The organism is Streptomyces sp. VNUA24 (genome assembly GCF_029167005.1).
GTDB classification, from domain to species: Bacteria; Actinomycetota; Actinomycetes; order Streptomycetales; family Streptomycetaceae; genus Streptomyces; species Streptomyces scabiei.
In genome coordinates this window covers 7253489-7279260 of record NZ_CP119143.1, presented here as the reverse complement: position 1 = coordinate 7279260, position 25772 = coordinate 7253489, and the positions used below count along the sequence as shown (strand labels likewise).

Annotated in this window: 20 protein-coding genes; 14 read left to right on the top strand and 6 right to left on the bottom strand. The window is 72.2% G+C overall.

All coding sequences use genetic code 11. The features are described 5' to 3' along the window. Positions 1-188: 188 nt before the first annotated feature. The 13 genes from PYR72_RS31180 to PYR72_RS31120 all read left to right on the top strand — a co-directional run bounded on the left by PYR72_RS31180 (position 189) and on the right by PYR72_RS31120 (position 18716). Positions 189-1421, top strand: a complete 1233-nt coding sequence (locus PYR72_RS31180; RefSeq protein ID WP_275458370.1) for an ROK family transcriptional regulator — start codon at positions 189-191, stop codon at positions 1419-1421. Between the two features lie 144 nt (positions 1422-1565). Beyond that, the gene (locus PYR72_RS31175; protein WP_275458369.1) at positions 1566-2903 is read left to right on the top strand and encodes an ABC transporter substrate-binding protein; all 1338 of its coding nucleotides are present in this window, start codon (positions 1566-1568) and stop codon (positions 2901-2903) included. A gap of 24 nt (positions 2904-2927) precedes the next feature. Beyond that, complete coding sequence (locus PYR72_RS31170; protein ID WP_275458368.1) at positions 2928-3914, top strand: sugar ABC transporter permease; 987 nt, start codon at positions 2928-2930, stop codon at positions 3912-3914. After that, entirely contained in the window at positions 3911-4810 is a 900-nt protein-coding gene (locus PYR72_RS31165) for a carbohydrate ABC transporter permease (RefSeq protein WP_275458367.1), read from the top strand. Before PYR72_RS31170 ends, PYR72_RS31165 begins: the two co-directional genes overlap by 4 nt. Positions 4811-4817: 7 nt before the next feature. Beyond that, the gene (locus PYR72_RS31160; RefSeq protein WP_275458366.1) at positions 4818-6083 is read left to right on the top strand and encodes a 6-phospho-beta-glucosidase; all 1266 of its coding nucleotides are present in this window, start codon (positions 4818-4820) and stop codon (positions 6081-6083) included. Between the two features lie 101 nt (positions 6084-6184). Beyond that, positions 6185-7141 (top strand): BadF/BadG/BcrA/BcrD ATPase family protein, encoded by a 957-nt coding sequence (locus PYR72_RS31155; RefSeq protein WP_275460574.1) that lies wholly within the window; start codon positions 6185-6187, stop codon positions 7139-7141. Positions 7142-7417: 276 nt separating this feature from the next. Next, positions 7418-8890: a hypothetical protein gene (locus PYR72_RS31150; protein WP_275458365.1), complete on the top strand. Its 1473-nt coding sequence runs from the start codon at positions 7418-7420 to the stop codon at positions 8888-8890. Between the two features lie 35 nt (positions 8891-8925). Continuing rightward, positions 8926-9963 carry a glutamate ABC transporter substrate-binding protein gene (locus tag PYR72_RS31145; protein WP_275458364.1) on the top strand — a complete coding sequence of 346 codons (1038 nt, stop codon included), beginning with the start codon at positions 8926-8928 and terminating at the stop codon, positions 9961-9963. Between the two features lie 111 nt (positions 9964-10074). Beyond that, positions 10075-11400 carry a hypothetical protein gene (locus PYR72_RS31140; RefSeq protein WP_275458363.1) on the top strand — a complete coding sequence of 442 codons (1326 nt, stop codon included), beginning with the start codon at positions 10075-10077 and terminating at the stop codon, positions 11398-11400. Further along, positions 11397-14015, top strand: coding sequence for a serine/threonine-protein kinase (locus PYR72_RS31135; protein ID WP_275458362.1), 2619 nt, complete (start codon positions 11397-11399; stop codon positions 14013-14015). Before PYR72_RS31140 ends, PYR72_RS31135 begins: the two co-directional genes overlap by 4 nt. Further along, positions 14016-15335: a protein phosphatase 2C domain-containing protein gene (locus tag PYR72_RS31130; RefSeq protein ID WP_275458361.1), complete on the top strand. Its 1320-nt coding sequence runs from the start codon at positions 14016-14018 to the stop codon at positions 15333-15335. A 165-nt stretch (positions 15336-15500) separates the two neighbouring features. Beyond that, on the top strand, positions 15501-16847 hold the full coding sequence (locus tag PYR72_RS31125) for a VWA domain-containing protein (protein ID WP_275458360.1): 1347 nt from the start codon (positions 15501-15503) through the stop codon (positions 16845-16847). A 135-nt stretch (positions 16848-16982) separates the two neighbouring features. Next, positions 16983-18716 carry an FHA domain-containing protein gene (locus tag PYR72_RS31120; protein ID WP_275458359.1) on the top strand — a complete coding sequence of 578 codons (1734 nt, stop codon included), beginning with the start codon at positions 16983-16985 and terminating at the stop codon, positions 18714-18716. A gap of 92 nt (positions 18717-18808) precedes the next feature. On the opposite strand, the gene PYR72_RS31115 is transcribed toward PYR72_RS31120, so the two are convergent. Beyond that, the gene (locus PYR72_RS31115) at positions 18809-19792 is read right to left on the bottom strand and encodes a methyltransferase domain-containing protein (RefSeq protein ID WP_275458358.1); all 984 of its coding nucleotides are present in this window, start codon (positions 19790-19792) and stop codon (positions 18809-18811) included. A 163-nt stretch (positions 19793-19955) separates the two neighbouring features. On the opposite strand from PYR72_RS31115, the gene PYR72_RS31110 reads away from it, so the two are divergent. Next, positions 19956-20369 (top strand): globin, encoded by a 414-nt coding sequence (locus PYR72_RS31110; RefSeq protein WP_275458357.1) that lies wholly within the window; start codon positions 19956-19958, stop codon positions 20367-20369. 21 nt (positions 20370-20390) lie between these two features. Here PYR72_RS31110 and PYR72_RS31105 read toward each other — a convergent pair whose 3' ends face one another. The 5 genes from PYR72_RS31105 to PYR72_RS31085 all read right to left on the bottom strand — a co-directional run bounded on the left by PYR72_RS31105 (position 20391) and on the right by PYR72_RS31085 (position 25556). Further along, positions 20391-21086: a hypothetical protein gene (locus PYR72_RS31105; protein WP_275458356.1), complete on the bottom strand. Its 696-nt coding sequence runs from the start codon at positions 21084-21086 to the stop codon at positions 20391-20393. Then, positions 21083-21493 carry a thioesterase family protein gene (locus PYR72_RS31100; protein ID WP_275458355.1) on the bottom strand — a complete coding sequence of 137 codons (411 nt, stop codon included), beginning with the start codon at positions 21491-21493 and terminating at the stop codon, positions 21083-21085. The genes PYR72_RS31105 and PYR72_RS31100 overlap by 4 nt, the downstream gene beginning before the upstream one ends. Before the next feature lie 2 nt (positions 21494-21495). Continuing rightward, positions 21496-23160: an energy-dependent translational throttle protein EttA gene (ettA, locus tag PYR72_RS31095; RefSeq protein WP_059080901.1), complete on the bottom strand. Its 1665-nt coding sequence runs from the start codon at positions 23158-23160 to the stop codon at positions 21496-21498. A 202-nt stretch (positions 23161-23362) separates the two neighbouring features. Further along, a complete protein-coding gene (locus tag PYR72_RS31090; RefSeq protein ID WP_275458354.1) occupies positions 23363-24796 on the bottom strand; it encodes a TQXA domain-containing protein in 1434 nt (477 codons plus the stop codon). A gap of 280 nt (positions 24797-25076) precedes the next feature. Then, positions 25077-25556 (bottom strand): single-stranded DNA-binding protein, encoded by a 480-nt coding sequence (locus tag PYR72_RS31085; RefSeq protein WP_275458353.1) that lies wholly within the window; start codon positions 25554-25556, stop codon positions 25077-25079. Positions 25557-25772: the final 216 nt, after the last annotated feature.

The following is a 25772-nucleotide window of genomic DNA, read 5'->3' as shown; positions in this document are numbered from 1 at the left end:
GCGCGGCCCCGCGCGAGCCCCGTGCGAGCCCCGCGCGAGCCCCGCGCGGCTCCGAAACCGCCCCCGGGTGACGACCTCGTCGCCCGGGGGCGGTTTTTTACTGGCCGGATATTGACGTCCTCCTGGTCTAGTCCTATCGTCCTGGCATCCGACAGGAAAGTTTCCTAACAGTTGACAGGTGGCGGACCATGGCAGGAACACCCCGCGTACTGCGCGCCATGAACGACCGTGCCGCACTCGATCTGCTGCTGGAGCACGGCCCGCTCTCCCGGACGCGCCTCGGCAAGCTGACGGGACTGTCCAAGCCGACCGCCTCCCAGCTGCTGGCCCGCCTCGAAGCCGCCGGACTCGTGATCGCCACGGGCACCGGCACGGAAGGGTCCGGGGACAGCGGCCCCGGCGCGGCCCGGCCCGGCCCCAACGCCCAGCTCTACGCGGTCGACCCGACCGCCGCCTACGCCGCCGGCCTGGACGTCACCCCCGAACGCGTCCTGGCCGCCGTCGCCGACATCACCGGCCGTACGGTCGGCGAGTTCGCCGTCCCCACCCCCGGACGTCGTCCCGCCGAACCCGTCGTACGCCAGGTCACGGCCGCCCTCGACGGGGCGGTCAAGGCCGCCGGGCTGGTCCGGGCGGACGTGCGCCGGCTGGTCATCGGCACACCCGGCGCCTTCGACCCGAACACCGGGCGGCTGCGGTACGCCTCGCACCTGCCCGGCTGGCACTCCCCCGCCCTCCTCGACCGGCTCGCGGCCTCACTGCCGATGCCGGTGGAGTACGAGAACGACGTGAACCTCGCCGCCCTCGCCGAACAACGGCTGGGCGCGGCCAGGGGCCACGAGGACTTCGTCCTGCTGTGGAACGAGGGCGGTCTCGGCGCGGCCGTGGTGCTGGGCGGACGGCTGCACCGGGGGTTCACCGGGGGCGCCGGCGAGGTCGGGTTCCTGCCGGTCCCCGGCGTACCGCTGGTCCGCCACGTCACCAAGGCGAACAGCGGGGGCTTCCAGGAGCTCGCCGGTTCGCAGGTCATCCCCCGGCTCGCCCGTGAGCTGGGCATCTCCCCGATCCCGGAGGGGCCGTACGCCGAGGTCGCGGCGGAGCTGGTGAGCCGCGCCGCCGCCGACCCCGACTCCGGACCCCACCGACACCTTCTGGCCACCTACGCCACCGGGCTGGCCACGGGTGTCGCCGCGCTCGTGGCCGTACTCGATCCCGAACTGGTCGTCCTCAGCGGTACGGCCCTGACCGCCGGCGGCGAGCCGCTGCGGGCGCTCGTCGAGGCCGAGCTGGCCGAACTGGCCGCGTCCCGGCCCCGGCTCGTGCTCGGCGACGTACGCGAACACCCCGTGCTGCGGGGTGCGTTGGAGAGTGCGCTCACGGCGACCCGTGACGAGGTCTTCGACACGTTGACGCTCCGCTGATCTCAGCCGCTTCCAGGTCGTTCGAACACTGCCGGCCCGTCGTGGCTGGTCGCGCCCACGCGGCGGAGCCGCACCCATCGATACAGCCCCGCGCCCCTTCAGGGCGCTTCACCCCTCCCCTCCCCTCCCCCAGGAGGCTCCACCATGTCCGGAATATCCAAGAAAGCGGCGATCGCTCTCGCCGCCACCGCATCCCTCGCCCTCCTCACGACCGCCTGCACCGGGCAGGCCGACACCACCTCCTCCGACGACCCGAACGCGAAGACGACCATCACCTTCTGGCACGGGTGGAGCGCGCCCGGCGAGGTGAAGGCGATCCAGGCGAACGTGGACCGGTTCGAGAAGAAGCACCCCAACATCACGGTGAAGGTCGTCGGGAACATCAACGACGACAAGCTCAACCAGGCGCTGCGGGCGGGCGGTTCGAACGGGCCGGACGTGGTGTCCTCGTTCACCACGTCCAACATCGGCAAGTTCTGCTCCTCCGGGGCCTTCGCCGACCTGAAGCCCTTCATCGAGAAGTCGAAGCTCGACCTCGACAAGATCATCCCGAAGCCGATGCTGGACTACACGCAGTTCGAGGGCACCCGGTGCGCGCTGCCGCTGCTGGGCGACGCGTACGGGCTGTACTACAACAAGGACGCGTTCGAGAAGGCGGGCATCAAGTCCCCGCCGAAGACGTGGTCCCAGTTCGCCGCGGACGCGAAGAAGCTGACGAAGAGCAAGGGCGACGGCTACGCGCAGCTCGGGTTCATGCCGAACTACCACGGCTACGAGACGGTCGTGGACCACTACATGGCGCAGTGGGACCACTCCTACTTCACCTCCGAGGGCAAGTCGAACATCGCCGACGACCCGGCGTTCGCGGAGATGTTCACCTACCAGAAGAAGCTGGTGGACTCGCTCGGCGGCTTCGCGAAGCTGGAGAAGTACCGGAACACCTTCGGTGACGAGTGGGGCGCCAAGCACCCCTTCCAGACCGGCCAGGTGGCCATGCAGCTGGACGGCGAGTGGCGGCTGGGGATGGCGAAGGAGGCGGGGACCGACTTCGAGATCGGCACCGCGCCGATGCCCGTGGCCGACGACGAGGTCGACGAGTACGGCAAGGGCTTCCTCTCCGGCACGGTGATCGGCATCGCCCCGCAGAGCCGCAAGCAGAACGCGGCCTGGGAACTGGTGAAGTACCTGACGACCGACACCGGGGCCGTCGTCTCCTTCGCCAACGCCATCCACAACGTGCCGTCCACGTTCGCCGCCCTGAAGTCGCCCGACCTGAAGGTGGACGAGGGCTTCAAGACGTTCCTGGACATCGCGCAGAACCCGCACTCCAACACCCCGCCCGCCTCCATCAACGGCTCCACCTACCAGACGACGCTCCAGGACTTCGGCTACCAGTACGAGTCCGGCAAGGTGAAGGACCTGCACCAGGGGCTGGAGAAGACGGCCGCGCAGATCGACACCGACATCGCGCAGGCGAAGTAGCGGCAGGGGAACGGGATCCCGCCGATGTCCACGCTCTCCCCGCGTGCGGCGCTCGCGTCCACGCACACGCACACGCACACGCTCCGCGCGAAGCGCCGCCGGTCGGCGCTGCGCACGGTGGCCTTCCTGTCGCCCTGGCTGATCGGGTTCGGCGTCTTCTTCGCCTATCCGCTGGTGTCGACCGTGTACTTCTCGCTGATGAAGTACGACGGCTTCGGTACACCGGTCTTCCGGGGCCTCGGCAACTGGACCTACGTCTTCGAGGACTACCCGCTGTTCTGGCCGGCCCTGCGCAACACGCTCTGGCTGGTCCTGGTGATGGTGACCTGCCGGGTGCTGTTCGGCCTCGGTGTCGGGCTGCTGATCACCAAGATCAAGACCGGTACGGGCGTCTTCCGGACTCTCTTCTACCTGCCGTACCTCGCGCCGCCGGTCGCCGCGACGCTGGCCTTCGTCTTCCTCCTCAACCCCGGGACCGGGCCGGTCAACTCCGTCCTCGAAGGGCTGGGCCTGCCGGCACCCGGCTGGTTCACCGACCCCGCCTGGTCCAAACCGGCGCTCACCGCGCTCGCGCTGTGGGGCGTGGGCGACCTGATGGTCATCTTCATGGCCGCGCTGCTCGACGTGCCGAAGGAGCAGTACGAGGCCGCCGAGCTGGACGGGGCGTCGGCCTGGCAGCGGTTCCGGTTCGTCACCCTGCCGACCATCTCGCCGATCGTGATGTTCGCCGTGGTCACGGGCGTGATCCAGACCATGCAGTACTACACGCAGCCCCTGGTGGCCGGAAAGGTCGCCTCCGGCGTCATCGGCGGCTCCGGGCAGCAGTTCGAGCCGGGCTACCCGGACAAGTCGACGCTGACCCTGCCGCAGCTCGTCTACAACCTCGGCTTCCAGCGCTTCGACTACGGCTCCGCCTGTGTGGTCGCCCTCGTGCTGTTCGCCCTGTCGATGGTGTTCACGGCGCTGCTGATGCGGCGCCGGGGCGGACTGATCGGAGCGGGTGACCGATGACCCAGGTACTCGAAGCACGCGACACGTCCGTGCGGCCGGCCACCGCCGCGGCGAGCGGGCGGACCGCCCGCCGCCGGGCGCTGCTGGAGTGGATCGCCGTGCACGCGCTGGGCGTGGCCGCCGCCCTCTTCTTCACCCTGCCCTTCGTCTTCGTCGTGCTGACCTCCCTGATGGGCGACCAGCAGACGCTCACCCGCGATCTCGTCCCGGACACCTGGGAATGGGGCAACTACCGCCAGGTCCTGGACACGCCCGGCTTTCTGACCTGGTGGCGGAACACGCTCCTCTACGCCGGCCTCGGGACGGTCCTCACCGTCGTGTCGTCCGTCCCCGTGGCCTACGCGCTCGCCAAGTTCCGCTTCCGGGGCCGGAATCTGGCGCTGATGCTGGTCATCTCGATGATGATGCTGCCGCCGCAGGTCGTCGTGATCCCGATGTACCTGTTCTGGGCCAAGCAGATGGACCTGTCCGGCTCGCTGTGGCCGCTGATCATTCCGATGGCGTTCGGGGACGCGTTCTCCATCTTCCTGCTGCGCCAGTTCCTGACGACCATCCCGGACGAGTACCTGGACGCGGCCCGGGTCGACGGCTGCGGCGAACTGCGCACCCTGCTGCGGGTCGTCCTGCCGATGGCGAAGCCCGGCATCGCGGCCGTCGCGCTCTTCCAGTTCTTCTACGCCTGGAACGACTACTTCGGCCCGCAGATCTACGCCTCCGAGAACCCGGCCGCCTGGACGCTCAGTTACGGCCTGGAGTCCTTCAAGGGCGCGCACCACACCGACTGGAACCTGACCATGGCCGCGACCGTGCTGGTCATGGCCCCCGTGATCCTCGTGTTCTTCTTCGCACAGAAGGCGTTCGTCGAAGGCGTCACCCTGACCGGAGTTAAGGGTTGATACAGCTATGAAGCTCACCGTGGTCGGCGGAGGCTCGACCTACACCCCCGAACTCGTCGACGGGTTCGCCCGGCTCAGGGACACCCTGCCGATCGAGGAGCTGGTGCTCGTCGATCCGGCGGCCGACCGGCTGGAGCTGGTCGGCGGGCTGTCCCGCCGGATCTTCGCCCGCCAGGGGCACCCCGGACGGATCGTCACCACCGATGACCTGGACCGGGGCGTCGAGGGCGCCGACGCCGTCCTCCTCCAGCTCCGCGTCGGCGGCCAGGCCGCCCGTGAGCGGGACGAGACCTGGCCGCTGGAGTGCGGCTGCGTCGGGCAGGAGACGACCGGCGCGGGCGGCCTGGCGAAGGCGCTGCGGACGGTCCCGGTCGTCCTGGACATCGCCGAACGGGTCCGCCGGACCAATCCGGACGCCTGGATCATCGACTTCACCAACCCGGTGGGGATCGTGACCCGCGCCCTGCTGCGGGCCGGGCACAAGGCGGTCGGCCTGTGCAACGTGGCGATCGGCCTGCAGCGGAAGTTCGCCGCGCACCTCGGCGTGGCCCCGGCCGAGGTCCACCTGGACCACGTGGGCCTGAACCACCTCACCTGGGAGACCGGGGTCCGTCTCGGCGGCCCCTCGGGCGAGGACGTCCTGCCGAAGCTGCTGGCCGGCCACGGCGACACCATCGCCGCCGACCTGCGGCTGCCCCGCCCGGTCCTGGACCGCCTCGGCGTGGTCCCCTCCTACTACCTGCGGTACTACTACGCCCACGACGAGGTCGTCCGGGAGCTGGGCACCAAGCCCTCCCGGGCCGCCGAAGTGGCCGCCATGGAGCGGGAGTTGCTGGAGCTGTACGCGGACCCCGCGCTCGACGAGAAGCCCGCGCTGCTCGGCAGACGGGGCGGGGCGTTCTACTCGGAGGCGGCCGTCGACCTGGCCGCGTCGCTGCTGGGCGACGGGGGAAGTCCCTACCAGGTGGTGAACACGCTCAACGGCGGCACACTGCCCTTCCTCCCCGCCGACGCGGTGATCGAGGTGCAGGCCGCCGTGGGCCGTCAGGGGGCGGCACCACTGCCGGTGGGGACGGTGGACCCGCTGTACGCGGGCCTGATGGCGAACGTCACCGCCTACGAGGACCTGGCCCTGGACGCGGCCCTGCGCGGCGGCCGGGACCGGGTGTTCCGCGCGCTGCTCGCGCACCCCCTGATCGGGCAGTACGCGTACGCCGAGGACCTCACGGACCGGCTGGTCGCCCACAACCGGGAGCACCTCGCGTGGGCATGACCGACGGCGCACACGCCGGCGCCGGGACCGGCGGCCGGGGCGGGCATGACCGGCCGGGCGGGCCCGGGGGCGCGACCGGCGGTCCGTGCGGGCCCGGGAGCGTGCTCGCCGTCGACGCGGGCAACAGCAAGACCGACGTCGCCGTGATCGCGCCGGACGGGGAGGTGCTGGGCGCGGCGCGCGGCGGCGGGTTCCAGCCGCCCTCCGTGGGGGTGGGGGTCGCGGTCGACGGCCTCGCGGAGGTCGTACGGCGGGCTTTCGCCGCGGCCGGGACCGGCTCCGTCGACCATGTCTCGGCGTGTCTGGCGAACGCGGACTTCCCCGTCGAGGAGGAAGGGCTCGCGGCGGCGCTGCGGGCCCGCGCATGGGGCGCGACCGTCGAGGTCCGCAACGACACCTTCGCCATTCTGCGGGCCGGCGTGGCCGAGCCGCGGGGCGTGGCCGTGGTGTGCGGCGCCGGCGTGAACTGCGTGGGCATGCGCCCCGACGGGCGCACCGCCCGCTTCCCCGCGCTCGGCCGTATCTCCGGCGACTGGGGCGGCGGCTGGGGGCTGGCCGAGGAGGCGATGTGGCACGCGGCCCGCGCGGAGGACGGCCGGGGCGGCCCCACGGCCCTCGCCGCCGCGCTGCCCGCGCACTTCGGTCTGGACTCCGTGTACGCCCTGGTCGAGGCCCTGCACCTGGAGCGCATCCCGGCCGTCCGCCGCCACGAACTCACCCCGGTCCTGTTCGCCACGGCGACCGCCGGCGACCCGGTGGCCCGCTCGCTGGTGGGCCGCATGGCCGAGGAGGTGGTGGCCATGGCGACGGTGGCCCTGACCCGTCTGGACCTCCTCGGCGAGGAGACGCCCGTCCTCCTGGGCGGCGGTGTCCTCGCCGCCCGGCACCCCCTGCTCGACGGCCGGATCCGCGAGGCACTGGCCGCGGCCGCGCCCAAGGCCGTCCCCCGGGTGGTCACGGCCGCCCCGGTGCTGGGCGCGGCGCTGCTCGGGCTGGACCGCGTGGGCGCGCCGGGCACCGTGCACGCGCGCGTGCGGGCGCACTACGAAGGAGGGTGACCCGGCGGCCCCGCCACCCCCGCCCCGCCCCCTCGAACACGTTCGAACCGCAGGGAACCGAACCCGGCCGAACCGCGTATTCATGGGCGGGGGGTGGTGCGGGAAGCCTTGTGCTGCGCCGGAATCCGGCAGGCACGGCACGTACGGACACGATCGGGGAACAAGATCGAGTCAAGGTCTGTGCGTGGTCACCCCCCGGCGGCGATACTTGCGGCCGTGCACCCGCGTCCGCGCGAGCGGGCGGCGGTGCCGGACGGATGACCAGGGGGAGGTCGGGTGACATTCACGCCGGAGGGCAGCACGCCACCGTCGGCACCGCCCGCGGGGCCGGGCCCGGTCGTGCCGTCCCAGGTCTCGCACGCGCCGAGGCCCCCCGTACCGACAGCGGACCCCGACGGCGGCCCGCCCCGCCGGACGGCGTTCGCCGAGGGAGTCGACCAGCTGCGCGCCGCCGCGACGACCGAGCCGGGCAGGCTGCGCATCATCGGCGCGCTCCTCGCCCTCCTCGTCGTCGCGTTCGGCTCGGTCACCGCCTGGCAGATGAACGACCGCTCTGCCGCCGCCGACGACGTGCTCCACGGCAGCCAGCCCCTCAGCTCGGCGGCGGCCGAGATCTACAGCTCGCTGGCCGCCGCCAACACGGCCGCCTCCAGCGGATTCCTCGCGGGCGGCCAGGAGACGGACCGGTCGCGCAAGGACTACGAGCGGGAGATGCGGGAGGCCGCCAAGCAGCTGGCCCTCGCCGCGACCGCCTCGGAGTCCGGCTCCGACTCCGAGGAACGCATCGCCAAGCTGAACACCCTGCTCCCCGAGTACAAGGGCCTGGTCGAGCGGGCCCGCGCCAACAACCGCCTGGGCTACCCGCTGGGCGGCGCCTATCTGCGCTACGCCAACGACAAGATGCAGGGCATGCTCGCCGAGGCGCGCAGCATCTACGACAACGAGAACGAGCGGCTCCGTGACGACTACGCGGACGCCACCGCGTACCCGTGGGCCGCGATCGGTCTCGGCGTCCTCGCCCTCGGCGGCCTCGTCTGGGCCCAGCGCCGTAACTACCGGCGGACCAACCGGGTGCTGAACCAGGGGCTCGTCGCGGCGACGGCCGCGTCGACCGTCGTCCTGCTCTGGCTGGCCGGCGGTCACACGCTCGCCCGGTCGGGACTCAACGACTCCTACGACAACGGGGTGCGGTCCCTGACCGTGCTGAACGACGCCCGGATCGCCTCCCTCACCGCACGCGGCAACGAGAACCTGACCCTGATCAGCCGGGGCGCGGAGACCATCAAGATCACCAAGGACAAAAGCGTCGACAAGTTCGACTACGCGTTCGACAACAGCATGGCGACACTCGAGAAGCGGCTGGCCGCCGCCGAGCGGGTCGCCGACGACGCCGGCGGCGAGAAGCCGCTGAAGGCCGCGGGCGCCGCCATGGAGGCGTGGAAGGATCGGCACAAGGACGCCCGTAAGGCCGACGACCAGGGCGACTACCAGTGCGCTCTCGCCCAGGTGATCGGCGGCAAGGCCACCGACAGCTGCAAGAACGGCGACAAGCCGACGGGCGAGTGCTTCGACCAGGTCGACAAGAACCTGGGCGTCGCGAGCGCCTACGAGGCCAAGGAGTTCAAGCGGGCGGCCGAGGACGGCCGCGCGGCGATGCTCGGGCTCCCCGTGGGCGCGGCGGTCCTGGCCGTGCTCGGCGCGGCGGGCGCGGTGCTCGGCATCGGGCGCAGGCTTTCGGAGTACCGGTGACGGCGGCGGGAGGAGGCGCGGTGGAAGGAGTCGCGATGAACGCGGTACGACGCCTGCGGGCCGGTCTCAGGGGCTGGGGCGGTGTGGGCGCCATGGCGGTCCTCTGTGCGCTCGCCGTGGTCTTCGCCCTGGTGCTGCCGGTGAGCGGAACACGCGGCGACGGCGTCGCGACCGCCGGGAGCCAGGGGGTCGCCCGCGGGACGCAGGCACGGGTGGACCGGGACTGCCAGAAGAAGAACGACCCGCAGGACCGCAGCCTCAGACCCTCCTCGGACGAGTCCGGAAACACGATTCAGCGGATCAAGGACAAGGGCTACCTCACGGTCGGCGTCGACCAGAACAGCTACCGCTGGGGCTACCGCGACCCGAACGCCAAGGACGACGGGGCCCAGCTGGAGGGCTTCGACATCGACATCGTGCGCCGCATCGCCAAGGAGATACTCGGCAACCCGGACAAGGTGCACTTCAAGGCGATCCCCACCAGCCGGCGCATCCCCGCGCTCCAGGAGAGGGAGGTCGACATGGTGGTCCGCACGATGACGATCAGCTGCGAGCGCATCGAGCAAGTCGCCTTCTCGCAGCCGTACTTCAGGACCGGACAGCAGGTCCTGGCCCCCAAGTCCTCGAAGATCGAGGGTTATGGCAAGAGCCTGGCGGACAAGAAGATCTGCACGGCGGCCACGTCCACCGCTCTGACCGCCCTCACCGCCGGCAAGGAAGCGGGCGAGGTGCCCGCCTCCACCGACATATCCCTGCAGGTTCCCAACCAACTCGACTGCCTGGTCCGGCTCCAGCTCGGCCAGGTGGACGCCGTGGTCACCGACGGCGCGCTCGCCGCGAGCCAGGCGGCGCAGGACCCGACGGTCGATCTCAAGGGTGAGCCGTTCACGACCGAGTACTACGGCGTGGCGATGAACCTGAAGGCGGACGATCTGGTACGCCGGGTCAACCAGGTGCTGGTGGACTATCTCAAGGACGGCTGGCAGGACTCGTACACCACCTGGCTGTCCGCCACGATGCGCGGGGGCGCCGAGAAGTCCCGGCCGCCCTCCACCCAGCGGTACAAGGACTGACACGGCCGGACCGGCGTACGAGGACCGTTTTCCAGAGGACTGTTTTTCAGGGACTGTTTTTCAGAGGACCGCATCCAACTGACGGACACCGACAGCAGCGAGAGGTGATCGATGGGCGTCGCGGGATCCACCGGGCCGGTGATGGACCGGGACGAGGTGGACCGTGCGCTCGCGCGGCTCGGCGCGGAGCACGAGGCCATCGAGACCTCGCTGCTCGCCCTCCAGGACCACGCGGGCCGCAGGCTGCTCGAAGGCGCCGCGCTGACCGGTGTCACCCAGGAGCGCTGGACGGCCGCGGACGCCTCGATCACGCTGCTGTGGGCGTACTTCGACGCGTACTCGGACGCGCTGCGCTCCGCCCGGGAGATCCGCTCGCGGCGCCGCTGGTCGAGCCGTGAGGACCTGGTGGAGCTGACCGAACTGCTGCGCGGCGAGGCCGTGACGGTGGCGGGCAGCGCCACCGCGATGGCGAACGCGCCGACGCTGCAGGGCACGAGCCGGCTCAGCGAGCAGTTCTCGCTGGTCACCCTCGTGGACCGGATGAACGATCTGTACGCGTCCTCGCTGGACATGGTCGTGGCCGCCGACGCGGTGTGGTCGGCGCTGCCCGCCCGGATCGATTTACTGGCCGCCGAGCTCCAGCGCACCCGCCGGCTCGCGCACTCCGTCGGCGTACGCCCCGGTGAGCACCCGGCCGGTGACGACCTGGAGCGGATCACCCGCACCCTGACCCGGCTCCGCGAACAGGTCGTCTCCGACCCGCTGGCCTTCTGGGTGCCCTCGCCGGGCAGTTCGGCGCCCGGCGGCGGCCGCCCGGACACCACGGCGTACGACCGTGAGGCGCGGGCCCTGGACGAGGTCCGGCGGGAGATCGACGCCGTGCTGACGGTCCGGCAGGACGCGGAGTCGCGGCTGGTGAAGCTGCGGGACGTGCTGAGCCGCGCGGACCGTACGCTCGCCGAGGCGCGCAGCGCGCGCGGGGAGGTGCTGGCGAAGATCGCCGCGACCGAGGTGCCCGCGGTGAGCGGTCCGCCGACGGTGCTGCAGGAGCAGTTGGCGATGGCGGCCGAGTACCGCAGACACGCGCAGTGGCACCGGCTGTCGCCGCTCCTGGAGTCCCTGGAGCAGAAGGCGGACGACGAACTGCTGCGGGCCCGGGAGTCGTTGACGGCGGTCACCGCGCCGCTGGCGGTCCGCGCGGAGCTGCGCGGCCGGCTCGACGCGTACCGGGCGAAGGTCGCCCGGCACGGTTTCGCGGAGGACGCGCTGCTGATCGAGCGGTACGACGCGGCGCGGCGCATGCTGTGGAGCGCCCCCTGCGACCTGCGGGTGGCGGAGACGGCGGTGCTGCGCTACCAGCACGCGGCCGCCGAGGTGCTGGGCCAGTCGGTGCCGGCGCAGCGGGAGCCCCAGGACCGGAGGGAGGAGGAATCGTGAGTCAGACGGAGGAGGGCCTGACGGCCGAGGACCCCGCGGGCGAGGCCCCGGCGGGCGAGGAGGCTCCGCAGCAGTCGTGTCAGCGGCCCGGTTGCCCGGGATCGTACGAGGACATGGGCGGCGGCGAGCTGTACTGCGACACGTGCGGGCTGGCCCCGGTGGTCTCCACGAACGGCATGGTCAACTCCCCGCCCACCGGCATCACCGGGGGCGGCCGGGGTTCACGCGGCTCCGGATCCGCCAGTTCGCGCTCCGCGCGCACCTCCGCGCGCTCCTCGCAGTCCCGGCGCTCGGTGTCCGGACGGCTCTCGCGCGCCCTGTCGGGCAGGACCACGGGCCGCTCGGTGTCGGTGCGCAGCTCCGGCAAGACCTCCGGCTCCTCGGGGCGGGCCAGGCTCGGCGTCGGCCTCGTCCAGGTGCCGGACGTACCGCGCCCGGACCCGCGCTCGATGGTCCTGGAGGCCGCCGAGGTGCCCGAGCGCAAGCGGTTCTGCTCGCGCTCGGACTGCGGGGCGCCGGTCGGCCGGGCGCGCGGTGAGCGGGCGGGGCGTACCGAGGGCTTCTGCACCAAGTGCGGCCACCCGTACTCGTTCGTGCCGAAGCTGCACTCGGGCGACATCGTGCGCGGCCAGTACGAGGTCGTGGGCTGTCTCGCGCACGGCGGTCTGGGCTGGATCTACCTGGCCATCGACCGTGCGGTGTCGGACCGTTGGGTCGTGCTGAAGGGTCTGCTGGACACCGGCGACCAGGACGCGATGGCCGCCGCGATCTCCGAGCGCCGCTTCCTCGCCGAGATCGAGCACTCCAACATCGTCCGCATCTACAACTTCGTCGAGCACCTCGACCAGCGCACCGGTTCGCTGGACGGGTACATCGTGATGGAGTACGTCGGCGGCAAGTCCCTCAAGGAGATCGCCAACGGCCGTCGCACGGCGGACGGGCGCCGGGACCCGCTGCCGGTCGAGCAGGCGTGCGCGTACGGCATCGAGGCGCTGGAGGCGCTCGGCCACCTCCACAGCCGCAACCTGCTGTACTGCGACTTCAAGGTCGACAACGCGATCCAGACCGAGGACCAGCTCAAGCTGATCGACATGGGCGCGGTGCGCAGGATGGACGACGACGAGTCGGCCATCTACGGCACGGTCGGCTACCAGGCGCCCGAAGTCGCCGACGTGGGGCCGTCGGTGGCCTCCGACCTGTACACGGTCGCGCGCACGCTCGCGGTCCTCACCTTCGACTTCCAGGGCTACACGAACGTGTTCGTGGACTCCCTGCCCGACCCGGACACCATCGAGGTCTTCCGCCAGTACGAGTCCTTCTACCGGCTGCTGGTACGGGCCACCGACCCCGACCCGGCCCGCCGGTTCGCCTCCGCCCAGGAGATGTCGGAGCAGCTGACGGGTGTGCTGCGGGAGGTCGTCTCCCTCCAGACGGGCCGGGCGCGCCCCGCCCTGTCGACGATCTTCGGGCCCGAGGTGCGGGTCACGGACACGGAACTCTTCGCGAAGCTGGACGGGGACGTGTCCCGGCTGGGCAGGCGCCGCGACCCCGCCAAGGCCGGCACGAGGAACGGCGGTTCGCCTCTCGCACCGGCCGCGCCCCTGCTGACCGCCGGTGCCGCCGCCCCCGTCCGGCTCACCAGGGCGCTCGACACGGCCGCCGCGGCCCTCGCGCTGCCGGTCCCGCGGGTCGACGCGGGCGACCCCAACGCCGGGTTCCTGGCGGGGCTCATGACCTCCGCGCCGGCCGAGCTGATCACGGCCCTGCACGCGGCCCCCAGCGGCTCGCTGGAGCTGCGGCTGCGGGAGCTGCGGGCGCGGCTGGAGATGGGCGAGTTCACCGTCGCGCTGGCCACCCTGGACGCACTGGAGCGCGACCACCCCGACGACTGGCGGGTGGTCTGGTACCGGGGCGTGGCCGCGCTGGCCACCGGCGACCACGAGAACGCCGCACTGTCCTTCGACGCGATCTACGACGCCTTCCCCGGCGAGCCCGCCCCCAAGCTGGCCCTCGGTCTGTGCGCCGAGGTGCTCGGGCAGCTGGACAACGCCGCCGAGTACTACCGTCTGGTGTGGACGACCGACCCCAGCTTCGTCAGCAGCGCGTTCGGGCTCGCCCGGGTGCGGCTGACCGCGGGGGACCGGCAGAACGCCGTCCACACCCTGGAGTCCGTACCGGAGGCGTCCATCCACTACACCGCCGCCCGGGTCGCGGCCGTACGGGCGCGGCTCAGACACCGCCCCGAGGCGACCCTCGGCAATGGACCGGCGCCCGCCCCGGCCGGGGCCGCGCCTGCCGTACCGTTCCTGGACGACCTGACCGCGGCCGCCGGGCAGATCGAGGCGCTCGGCGGGTACGGTCTGGACCCGGTGCGCCGCGAGCAGTTGTCCACGGAGGTCCTTGGCTGTGCCCTGGACTGGGTACTCTCCGGTAGCCAGGGTGCCGCGCCCCCGGCCGGTGCGCGGGTGCTGCTCGGCAGCGCGCTGGACGAGCGCGGCCTCCGCTTCGGACTGGAGCGGTCGTACCGCACTTTGGCCCGGCTCGCCCCAGGCGGCGAGGAGAGGATCGACCTGGTGGAACGTGCCAACCGTTACCGCCCCCGGACGTGGGTGTAGTTGATGTCGCAGATGCCCCAGCCGACCGCGCTGACGAAGTGCCCGATCTGCGACTGGCCCGTCGCCTCGGACGACCGCTTCTGCGGTGCGTGCGGCCATGACCTCTCGGCGGTGCCCGCACCGCCGGCGGACCAGCCGACCGTCACCCTGAACGGGGTGACGGGCGACGCGCCCGGGGAGGCCGCGCCCGTGGACTGGCCCCTCGCCTCACCGCCCAGCTCCGACACCCCGGCGCCGGTGGTCCGTCCCACCGACATCGCGGGCACCGACTCCGGCGGCGGCGAACTGCCCGGCCCCGGGCGGGGCGTACGGTTCGACCGGCCCCGGGAGCCCGACGAGTACCCGCTGGCCGCGCCCCAGCCGCCGGATCCGCGCACCGCCGATCTCGCCACCCCGCCGGCCGGGACGAAGGTGTGCGTGGCCTGCCGCGCGGGCCACGTCGACCGGGACGGCTACTGCGAGAACTGCGGGCACGCCCAGCCGCGGGAACGCGACCACATGGAACTGCAGTTGGGCGCGGTCGCCGCGGTCAGCGACCGAGGGCTGCGCCACCACCGCAACGAGGACTCGTTCGCGATCTCCTCGACCGCGCTGCCCGACGGCTCCCCCGCGGTCGTCGCGATCGTCTGCGACGGCGTGTCCTCCGCGACCCGCCCCGACGACGCCTCGCTCGCCGCGGCGCGCACCGCCAACGAGACGGTGCTGGAGTCGCTGCCGCGCGGCACCCATCCGCAGCAGGCGATGCACGAGGCGATCGTCGCCGCCGCCCGTGCCGTCAACGCCCTGGCGGAGGAACCGGAGACGGCCCAGGAGCACGCCCCGCACCAGAACGCGCCGGCGTGCACCATCGTGGGCTCCGTCGTCACCCCGAACCTGCTGGTGGTCGGCTGGGTCGGCGACAGCCGCGCCTACTGGGTCCCGGTGGACCGCAGCGCGCCCCCGGCCCGGCTCACCGAGGACGACTCGTGGGCGGCGCAGATGGTGTCCGCGGGCCTGATGAACGAGGCCGAGGCGTACGCCGACGAGCGCGCGCACGCGATCACCGGCTGGCTCGGCGCGGACGCGTACGAACTGGAGCCGCACACCGCTTCCTTCAAGCCGGACCGGCCGGGTGTAGTGGTGGTGTGCACCGACGGACTGTGGAACTACGCGGAGGCCGCCGAGGAGATGGCCGAGGCCGTGCCCCCGGACGCGGCCGAGCGGCCGCTGCACTGTGCGCAGGTGCTGGTGGGCCGGGCCCTCGACGGCGGGGGCCACGACAACGTAACAGTGGCCGTCCTGCCGTTCCCGGCCCCTCCCCAGGGGGCAGGATCGGCCTGAGCGCGCTCGCCGGGCGGGATGCCCGCGGGCGCCTCGGCGGCCGGACGGGCCGACGAACGAGAGGCGCCGACGGACCGGAGGGGACCGGTCCGTACGGGCACGCACAGTCATCACCCCACGGGCCGTGGGGCCAACAGTGGTGCTGCTAGGGGGATCAGAGTAGGCATGGCCAAATTCTCGAAGTCGAACGTGCCGCAGTTCTCGGTCGAGGTGTACCAGAACGAGTACCTGCCCGAGGGCGGACGCGAGGTCAACGCCATCGTCACGGTCAGCGCGACCGGCGGCGGAACCATCGGCAGCGCGGTCGCCGCGCCGCACCTGTACTCGCCCGGCCAGGGCCCGTCCGCCGCCGTGGCACTCATGGTCGACTGCTCGGGGTCGATGGACTACCCGCCGACCAAGATGCGCAACGCCCGGGACGCCACGGCCGCCGCGATCGACACCCTGCGCGACGGTGTCCACTTCGCGGTGATCGACGGCACCCACGTGGCCCGCGAGGTGTACCCCGGCGGCGGGCGGCTCGCGGTGGCCGACTCCGCCACCCGGGGCCAGGCCAAGCAGGCGCTGCGCCGGCTCAGCGCGGGCGGCGGCACCGCCATCGGCACCTGGCTGAAGCTCGCGGACCGGCTGCTCGCCTCGGAGGACGTCGCCATCCGCCACGGCATCCTGCTGACCGACGGCCGCAACGAGCACGAGTCGCCGGAGGACCTGAAGGCCGCGCTGGACGCCTGTGCCGGACGGTTCACGTGTGACGCGCGCGGAGTGGGAACCGACTGGGAGGTCAGAGAGGTCACCCAGATCGCCTCCGCGCTCCTCGGCACCGCCGACATCGTCGCCGACCCGGCCGCGCTGTCCGCCGACTTCACGCAGATGATGGAGGCGGCCATGGGCAAGGAGGTCGCGGACGTCGCGCTGCGGCTGTGGACCCCGGTCGGCACCCGGATCAAGTTCGTGAAGCAAGTGGCGCCCACGGTCGTGGAGTTGACCGAGCGTCGTACGGAGGCCGGGCCGCGCGCCGGCGACTACCCGACCGGTTCCTGGGGGGACGAGTCCCGCGACTACCACGTGTGCGTCGAGGTCCCGGCCGCCAACCTCGGCCAGGAGATGCTCGCCGCCCGCGTCTCCCTCGTGATCCCGCAGCCCGACAGCACGGCGCAGAACCTCGGCGCCCAGGGCTTGGTGAAGGCCGTGTGGACCGACGACATGGCCGCCTCCACGTCGATCAACCCCCAGGTCGCGCACTACACGGGTCAGGCCGAACTGGCACAGGTCATCCAACAAGGGCTGGATGCCCGCAAATCAGGCGATGTCGACGGAGCGACGGCCAAGCTCGGGCGGGCCGTGCAGCTCGCCAGCGCGTCGGGGAACGCGGATACTGCGAAACTGCTTGCGAAGGTGGTGGACGTGGTCGACGCGGCGACAGGTACTGTGCGACTGAAGGCGAAGGTCACGGAGGCCGACGAGATGACTCTCGAAACGCGGTCGACAAAGACTGTTCGTGTAAAGAAGTAGGTAGAAACAACCCGAAGCACCGCCGCGCGTCAGCCTGGCTTCCCCACCGGGAATCCGGACAGAACAGGCGATACCGGCCCGTCGTGGCCACAGGAACCGGCCGCGAGGTCGGAAAGGAGAGGGGGAAGCGCCGACATGCCGACCTGCCCGAACGGACACCAGTCGGGTTCCGACGACTGGTGCGAGGTCTGCGGTCACCGTATGGCCGGTGCCGTACCCCCGCCGCCACCGCCGCCGCCTCCGGGCGCCGGTTACGGATACCCGCCGCCCGGTTCGCCTCCCCCGCCCCCGGGCGGGGGCGGTCCCGGCCCCGGGGGTCCCGGCGGACGCCCGCACCTCGCCGCCCAGACCGAACTCTGCCCGCAGTGCCGCACGCCCCGCGAGGGCGGCGCGCCCTTCTGCGAGGAGTGCCGGTGGAACTTCCTGACCAACACCGCCACGACGTACACCCCGGCCGCACCCCGGCCGTCGACACCCGGCCCGGGTCAGGGTCCGGGCGGGCCCGGTCCCGGCCCCGGCGGCCCCGGTCAGGGCCCCGGCGGGAACCCCGCGCTCCGGTTCCAGCAGCAGCAACCGCCCGCCCCGTCCTACGGCGGCGGTGACGCCTACGACTACCAGAGCTCCCGCCCCTCGCAGATGAACCGTCCCGCCGAGCCGATCCCGCCGGGACCCCAGTTCGGCGGCGAGCCGTCGGGCCCGGGCGGGCCCGGCCAAGGCGGAGGCGGCGGGTACGGCGGGCCAGGTGGACCGGGCGGACAGGGTGGCCAGGGCGGTCCCGGTGGACCCGGCCGTCCGGGCGGGCCCGGTGGTCCGGGCGGCCCGACGGGGTCCGGTGGTCCCGGTGGTCCCGGTGGGTTCGGCGGCGGGCCCGCGGGGCAGGGTGGCCGGCCCGGTCCGGGGCAGTCCGGTCGGCCCGGCGAGCCCGGCCCGGCCGGTGCGCCCGGTGCGTCCGCGTTCGGGCAGGATCCCTCGCGCCCCGGCGCCTCGGCCTTCGGCGGCGACCCCTCACGCCCCGGCCCCTCGGGCTTCGGCGGCGACCCCTCACGACCGGTTCCGCCGCCGCCCGGCCCTACGCCCGGCGGCTCCGGTGGACCCGGCGGCTCCGGATTCCCCGGCGGACCGGGACCGGGCGGTCCCGGTGGCCCGGGCCCGGGTGGCCAGGGTCCCGGCGGCCGACAGGCGTTCCAGCAGGCGGGAACGTCCGCTCCGCCCGGCTACCCGCAGGAGACCCGGCGACCCCAGCCCGGAGGGCCCGGCGGCGCCGGTCCCGGTGGGCAGGGCGGTCCCGGCGGCGGTCCCGGCTTCGGCGACGACGACTGGGTGATCTCCCCGCCGTCCACCGGCCCCGGTGGCCCCGGCGGTCCGGGTGGCCCCGGCGGTGCGGGTGCCCGGCCCGGTGGCTACGGCTACCCGCAGCCGGCCGTCACCCAGGCTCCGCCCGGCCCCGCGTACCCGCAGGCGCCGACGTCCTGGAGCGCGACCATCGGTCCCGACCGCGACTACTTCATGGCGATGATGCAGCGCTCGGGCCCCGAGGCGGCGGGCCTGAACCTGCCCGCGTACTCCCCGGAGCAGAGACGCGCCCTCACCGGCAACCAGATCACCATCGGGCGCCGCCGCCACTCCACCGGTGACACCCCCGACATCGATCTCTCGGTGCCGCCGGAGGACCCGGGCGTCTCCCACCAGCACGCCGTGCTGGTGCAGCAGCCGGACGGCAGCTGGGCCGTGGTGGACCAGAACTCCACCAACGGAACCACCGTCAACGGTTCCGAGGACCCCATCCAGCCGTTCGTCCCGATCCCCCTCCAGGACGGGGACCGGGTGCACGTGGGCGCCTGGACGACGATCACGATCCGCCGGGGCTGACCCGCCCCACCGGCGAGAGACCGGGGCCGGCCGAGCGACTCGGCCGGCCCCGGCCGTTCGTCCGGGTCCGGCTCGCCCCCCGGACAGGCTCCTCAGTCCGGGAGAGGCCAGGCGTACGGCCCTTCCGGGTCGTCCAGCCACGCCCAGGCGCGGTCGCCGCGCACCGTGATGCCGTAGCGCTCGCGGGAGGGCATGCCCTCCCGCTGCCACAGGGCGAGCGCCTCGTGAGGGTCGAGGCTGCCCGTCGTCAGCGCGAGCAGGAACCGGAAGAGCTCGTGGTCCCTGGCCCGGCTCGGCAGCCCGCCGAGATGCGGATGCATCGCCTCCGGCTCGCTGCCCCCGCGCAGCGGCACGAAGTACGCCGACGTGTGCAGGAAGCGCCCCTCGGCCCGCTCCGCGTCCTGGACCTGCAGCCGCACCAGACCGGTGGCCAGCGGCGTCAGGACGAGCGCACCGGGGACGCACTGGGCGAGCCAGGCGCGCGGGATCGACGGCAGGGTGCAGGTCGCGATGATCCGGTCGTACGGCGCCCGCTCGGGCACCCCGCGCGCCCCGTCCGCGGTGACGACGGCCGGGTGGTAGCCGGCGGCGTCCAGGTGCCTGCGTGCCGCCTCCGTGATGTCGGCGTCCAGGTCGACGGTCGTGACCTGCTCGTCCCCGAGCCGGTGCGCGAGCAGGGCCGCGTTGTACCCGGTGCCGGCCCCGATCTCCAGCACCCGGTCGCCGTCCTCCACCTCCAGTTCGGCCAGCATCTTCGCCATCAGCGACGGCTGGCTGCTGGAGGAGATCAGCCGGCCGTCCCGCAGCCGCGTGGCGAGCGGGGCGTCGGCGTACGCACCGCGCACCCAGCGCTCACGCCGCCTCGGGTCGCGTTCCTCGCCCCACAGCCGCTCGAAGCCGCCCACGGCGCTCACGTAGTAGTAGGGCACGAACAGGTGCCGGGGAACGCTCTCGAACGCCTTGCGCCACCGCGGGTCCGCGTCCCATGCCCCACTGGCCCCGATCTCGCGCACCAGCGCCGACCGGGCCTCGGCGGCGAGACGTTCCAGGTCGTGGTCCACAGCGCGCGTGCCCATACCTCCACTGTGCGGCCGGAGGCCCCGGGAGGCGAGTACCACGCCGCGTCCGACCGGATTCGTCCACTCCGCCCGCCCGCTCGGCCCGCCCGACGTCGTCGGCCCGCCCGACGTCTCGTGGATGGTCCTAGGCCTGGAGTCCTCCGCCCAGGCGTCTGAGACCATGGGTGACGTGAATGAGATTCGGCGCGGCACGCTGCAGGAGCAGACCTTCTACGAGCAGGTCGGTGGCGAGGAGACCTTCCGGCGCCTCGTGCGCCGTTTCTACGAGGGCGTCGCCGAGGATCCGATCCTGCGGCCCATGTATCCCGAGGAGGACCTGGGCCCGGCCGAGGACCGCCTCACGCTGTTCCTGATCCAGTACTGGGGCGGCCCCACCACGTACAGCGAGAACCGCGGCCACCCCCGGCTCCGTATGCGCCACGCCCCCTTCACCGTCGACCGCGCCGCCCACGACGCCTGGCTGAAGCACATGCGCGACGCCGTCGACGAGCTCGGGCTCTCCGAGGAGCACGAGCGCATCCTGTGGAACTACCTCACCTACGCGGCCGCCTCGATGGTGAACGCCCCGGGCTGAGCCGGCCGGGGCGGCGCGGGGTCAGCGGACGCTGACGTCGAGCGCCCCGAGCCCCGCCCTGCGGACGGCGACCGACCCGTACGGCGTGCGCAGCCGCAGCCACGCGCCCGACGCGAGAAGTTCCGGCGACGCCTGCCCGGGCGCGCCGGCCGCCGTCCGCGCGGTGCGCAGGAAGCCGAGCGACTGGGCCGCGTGCACGGCCCGGACCGGCAGCGGGGTGTCCCCGACCGTCCGGGACCAGATCTCCCGCCCGATCCGGTCGAGCTCGGCCCGGGTACGGTGCTCGGGCGGCAGTTCCTCGGTGCGGGAGCGGAACTCGCGCACCGCAGCGGAGACCATCGCCCGCAGCGCATCGGGCTCCGGCAGCCCGGCCTCGGGCCGCCAGCCGCCGCGCGGGGGGAGCACCCCGGCCCACGGAGGTCCGGTCACCGCCTCCGGGACGACGGCCGTACCGGCCGACTCGTCGACGGACTCCAGGAGTTCACCGGCCGACACGGTCACGTCGAGCGTGACGTCGAGCCCGTTCTCGTACGGCTTGGCGAGGCGGGCGGCCCTGATGGCCAGGACCTCGAAGGACGGCGGCCGCCCGAAGACGGCCAGCGCGGTGCCCGCCGCCTGGAGGCGCACCGCGGCTCCACGGTCGTAGTGGAGCAGCCGGGAGAGGAAGGCCGCGAGGTCCGCCGCCTCCCCCTCGTCGGCGAGGTGGAGCACCGTCATGCGGCGACGGCCCTCTCCTGGTCGTCCCGGTACTCCTCCAGGAACGCGCGTTCCTCGGCGGTGATCCGGCGGGGCCGCTGGGTCGCGAAGTCGAACGGCACGATCACCGTCGAGGCCCGGACGTAGACCTGCTCCGGATCCTTGACCTCGTAGGTGATCGTGAACGACGCCGCTCGTATCTCCGTGACCCACAGCTCGATGTCCACCGGCTTGTGCCGGTGCACGAGCTGGCGCTTGTAGTCGATCTCGTGCCGCGCCACCACGGACCCCTGCTTGAAGTCCTTCTCCGGGCGGAACAGGAAGTCGATACGGGCTTCCTCCAGGTAGCGGAGGAAGACCACGTTGTTGACGTGGCCGTACGCGTCCATGTCCGCCCAGCGCAGCGGGCAGCGGTAGATGTGGCGCAAGATCAGCCCCGGGTCAGCTTCTTGTAGGTGGCGCGGTGCGGACGAGTGGCGTCGGCACCGAGGCGCTCGATCTTGTTCTTCTCGTACGACTCGAAGTTGCCCTCGAACCAGAACCACTTGGACTCGCCCTCGTAGGCGAGGATGTGGGTGGCCACCCGGTCCAGGAACCAGCGGTCGTGGGAGACGACCACGGCGCAGCCGGGGAACTCCAGGAGCGCGTTCTCCAGCGACGACAGGGTCTCGACGTCGAGGTCGTTGGTCGGCTCGTCGAGGAGCAGCAGGTTGCCGCCGAGCTTGAGGGTGAGCGCCAGGTTGAGGCGGTTGCGCTCACCGCCGGAGAGCACTCCGGCGGGCTTCTGCTGGTCCGGGCCCTTGAAGCCGAACGCGGACACGTAGGCGCGGGAGGGCATCTCGACCTGGCCGACGTTGATGTAGTCCAGTTCGTCGGAGACGACGGCCCACAGCGTCTTCTTGGGGTCGATGTTCTCGCGGCTCTGGTCGACGTAGGAGATCTTGACGGTCTCGCCGACCTTGATCGAACCGGAGTCGGGCTCCTCCAGGCCCTGGATCATCTTGAAGAGGGTCGTCTTGCCGGCGCCGTTCGGGCCGATGATGCCCACGATGCCGTTGCGCGGCAGCGTGAAGGAGAGGTCGTCGATCAGGACCTTCTCGCCGAAGGCCTTGCTGAGGTTGTTGACCTCGACGACCACGCTGCCCAGACGCGGGCCCGGCGGGATCTGGATCTCCTCGAAGTCCAGCTTCCGCATCTTGTCGGCCTCGGCCGCCATCTCCTCGTACCGGGCGAGACGGGCCTTGGACTTGGCCTGGCGGCCCTTGGCGTTGGAGCGGACCCACTCCAGCTCTTCCTTGAGCCGCTTGGCGCGCTTGGCGTCCTTCTGGCCCTCGACCTTGAGACGGGTCTGCTTGGTCTCCAGGTAGGTGGAGTAGTTGCCCTCGTAGCCGATCGCGCGGCCGCGGTCGAGCTCCAGGATCCAGCCCGCGACGTTGTCGAGGAAGTACCGGTCGTGGGTGACGGCGACGACGGTGCCGGGGTACTTCGCGAGGTGCTGCTCCAGCCACTGCACGGACTCGGCGTCCAGGTGGTTGGTGGGCTCGTCGAGGAGCAGCAGGTCGGGGGCTTCGAGCAGCAGCTTGCACAGGGCTACGCGGCGGCGCTCACCACCGGACAGGTTGGTGACGGGCCAGTCGCCGGGCGGGCAGCCCAGGGCGTCCATGGCCTGCTCCAGCTGGGTGTCCAGGTCCCAGGCGTTCGCGTGGTCCAGGTCCTCCTGGAGCTTGCCCATCTCGTCGAGGAGCGCGTCCGAGTAGTCGGTCGCCATGAGCTCGGCGACCTCGTTGAAGCGGTGGAGCTTGCCCATGATCTCGGCGGCGCCGTCCTGGACGTTCTGCAGGACCGTCTTCGACTCGTCCAGCGGCGGCTCCTGCAGGAGCATGCCGACGGTGTAGCCGGGCGACAGGAACGCGTCACCGTTGGAGGGCTGTTCGAGGCCCGCCATGATCTTGAGAACGGTGGACTTTCCGGCACCGTTCGGACCGACCACACCGATCTTCGCGCCGGGAAGGAAGCTCAGCGTGACGTCGTCAAGGATCACCTTGTCGCCGTGCGCCTTGCGTGTCTTGCGCATCGTGTAGATGTACTCAGCCAAGAGAAACCGTCCGGCAACTTGAAATCTGGCAGTGGGCAGTACCACCCATCTTGCCGCACGGCCAGCCCTCGACGGAAACCGGATGGTGAGGCCCCCGGAGGAACGACGCGGCCCCGGCGCCGAGAGGGCGTACCGGGGCCGCGTCGCACGCGTGTGTCATCGCGCGGTCACGCACTGTCGAGTTGTCAAGGAGCGCTGTTCCTCACGGGTTCCGGCGACGCAGAAGGATCATCACCGCGCCGCCGATCACGACCAGTCCGATGGCGATGCCGCCGATCACCGGGGTGGCGCCGGAGCTGCCGGTCTCGGCGAGGTCGGTGGCGGTGTCGAGGGCCTCGCCCCCGCCCACCGTCGCCGGGCTCGGCTCGCTCAGGGTCTGGACCGAGTCCCCGCCGGCCCCGGCCGCGGTCCGCGTCCGGCAGTCCAGCACGCCCCTGAACCGCTTCGCCTGGCCGTTCGGCCCCTCGATCGTGAAGTCGTACGCCTGGTCCTCCTGCAGGGGGATCGTCACCGTGCGGGTCTCGCCCGCCTCGATGGTGTAGGTGATCCCCATCAGTTCGAAGGTGAAGGGCTCGTCGCCCTCGTTGGCGGCGGTGAGGTCCAGGCCGCCCGCGGCGCAGTTCTTCTCGGCGGACAGGGCCGGTATCGCGCCCTTCCCGGCCCAGTGCGCGGTCGCCGTGGCCGTGACGGTGGACTCGCTGGAACCGGCGAGGATCTGGGTCTGGCTGCGGGTCTCGGAGGCGAACGCGCGGCCGACCGGCACGGTCGTCGAGGCCTGCACGGTCAGCTCGGCCGAGCCGTCCGCCGCCTTCTCGGGCACCTCGAAGTACAGCTCGCTGCCGTCCCCGGCCGCGGTGACGTCCTCGCCCTGCGCGTCGACGACCCGCACGCCGTCCGCCGTGGCGTCCGAGGGCGGGGTCACGGTCACGGCGTCCGCGTCGGTGCGCACCGTGACCGGGCCGAGCCGTTCCCCGGGACGGCCGGAGACCGCGGATGTGTCGAGGGTCAGGGAGGCGGTCGGTTCCGCCAGGTCCCGCGCGTTCTTCTCCAGGTAGTCCGCGAGCTTCTCCGCCTCCGGGTCCAGGGCCGTCACCTCGGCCCCGTCCGAGTACCGCCAGATCGCGACCTGGGTCCCGGTGGCCGCGTCCTCCTCGGTGAGCCCGCCGGCCCCGGCCTTCGCGGCGAGTGCCGCGAGGTCGTTCACCTGCGGATAGGAGTTCTGCAGGATCCAGCGGATCCTGCCCGCCTGCTTGTTGGCGCCGAGCGACGTGCCGCTCCAGGGCGTCTCCCGGTACTCGGCGTCCTTCTGCGTCGGGTTCTGGACGTCCACGCAGTAGGTCTGCAGAGTGCCGCCGCCGTCGACGAACATCTCGAACAGCCCCGCGGGAAGCTGCTGTTCCTGGCCGTCCTCGGTCCTGAGCACGGCCGTTCCGAACGTCTTGAGACCGTCCATGGTCGCCGTCGCCCCGCCCGAACTCCCGACCGTGTCCTCGGCGGCGGCCGGTCCCGCGGTGACGACCGCGCCCGCGAGGACCAGGCCGGACGCGAGGGAGACGGCGGCGAGGCGGGCCGCCCCTCGCCTGCGCGCGGCCCACCCGGACCACCCGGAGAACGACGCCGAGAACGAAGAAAGCACAGAATTTCCCTTCGAGCAGGACCCGTTGACGTGGGGGGTTGTGGTCCCACCAGCAGAATCAGAAGCCCCGTGAGCTATGCCCGGCATCCTAGGGACGAGGCGCACCACCTTTCCCAGTCGTATCGTCGGACAACCGATCCGAATCGGAATCGTTATCGCGTGCACAGCCCATGGACAGCTCTTGTCGACAAATCACCCGGGTGTGCACACGGAGCCTTCACCATCCGTACGCCGCTGCCCCACGCCCGCCTCCGCCTCCGCCTCCGCCTCCGGAGTGACGTCACGTCACCCCGGCCGGTTCCGGCCTGAGTTCGGCGGCGGGGTCGAGTCGGCCTCCGGGCGGCGGTGTCTCCCAGGTCGGCTCAGGCTGGAGCAAGGACCTGTCGGCACCCGGCGCCTCTCCCCGGGACGTCCGCCGGAACGCCGAGGTGCCCCGCGAGAGATCGTGGCCGATGGCGACCGCGTCGACGTCCGCCGAGGCCCAGCTCTGCCCGTCCCGCTGCTCGGTACGCACCTTCAACCGCCCCTGCACCACCACCGGATCACCCAGCGACACGGACGACGCCACGTTGGCGGCGAGCGTGCGCCGCGCCCACACGGTGAAGAAGTTGGTGTGCCCGTCGGTCCACTCGTTCTTCTCCCGGTCCCAGTACCGCGAGGTCACCGCCAGTCGGAACCGGGCCGACGAACCCGTCGACAACTCCCGGCAGACCGGCTGGGTCGCCACGTTACCCACCACGCACACCATCGTCTCGTTCATCTCTCGAACCCCTCCTCGACGCCGGCCCCGAAACCGGCGCCGACCGGACACGCGTACGGGCCCGTCCCGTACGGCTGCTGCGTCTGTCGTGCGGCGCTGCCGTGCTCGCCGCGTGTTCAGACTGCCGCCGCCGGGACGAGCCCGCCGAGCCCTGTGCACTACCCACCGGTTGTGGACAACTCCGTCACCCGACGGGGTGAAGCACCCGCGAGAAGG

Excerpts from the sequence above, each read along its gene's own strand:
- PYR72_RS31165 (WP_275458367.1), top strand. The coding sequence starts at position 3,911 with ATGACCCAGGTACTCGAAGCACGCGACACGTCCGTGCGGCCGGCCACC.
- PYR72_RS31115 (WP_275458358.1), bottom strand. The coding sequence starts at position 19,792 with ATGGGCACGCGCGCTGTGGACCACGACCTGGAACGTCTCGCCGCCGAG.
- PYR72_RS31175 (WP_275458369.1), top strand. The coding sequence starts at position 1,566 with ATGTCCGGAATATCCAAGAAAGCGGCGATCGCTCTCGCCGCCACCGCA.
- PYR72_RS31125 (WP_275458360.1), top strand. The coding sequence starts at position 15,501 with ATGGCCAAATTCTCGAAGTCGAACGTGCCGCAGTTCTCGGTCGAGGTG.
- PYR72_RS31160 (WP_275458366.1), top strand. The coding sequence starts at position 4,818 with ATGAAGCTCACCGTGGTCGGCGGAGGCTCGACCTACACCCCCGAACTC.
- PYR72_RS31105 (WP_275458356.1), bottom strand. The coding sequence starts at position 21,086 with ATGACGGTGCTCCACCTCGCCGACGAGGGGGAGGCGGCGGACCTCGCG.
- PYR72_RS31120 (WP_275458359.1), top strand. The coding sequence starts at position 16,983 with ATGCCGACCTGCCCGAACGGACACCAGTCGGGTTCCGACGACTGGTGC.
- PYR72_RS31085 (WP_275458353.1), bottom strand. The coding sequence starts at position 25,556 with ATGAACGAGACGATGGTGTGCGTGGTGGGTAACGTGGCGACCCAGCCG.
- PYR72_RS31110 (WP_275458357.1), top strand. The coding sequence starts at position 19,956 with ATGGGTGACGTGAATGAGATTCGGCGCGGCACGCTGCAGGAGCAGACC.
- PYR72_RS31170 (WP_275458368.1), top strand. The coding sequence starts at position 2,928 with ATGTCCACGCTCTCCCCGCGTGCGGCGCTCGCGTCCACGCACACGCAC.
- PYR72_RS31140 (WP_275458363.1), top strand. The coding sequence starts at position 10,075 with ATGGGCGTCGCGGGATCCACCGGGCCGGTGATGGACCGGGACGAGGTG.
- PYR72_RS31145 (WP_275458364.1), top strand. The coding sequence starts at position 8,926 with ATGAACGCGGTACGACGCCTGCGGGCCGGTCTCAGGGGCTGGGGCGGT.
- PYR72_RS31180 (WP_275458370.1), top strand. The coding sequence starts at position 189 with ATGGCAGGAACACCCCGCGTACTGCGCGCCATGAACGACCGTGCCGCA.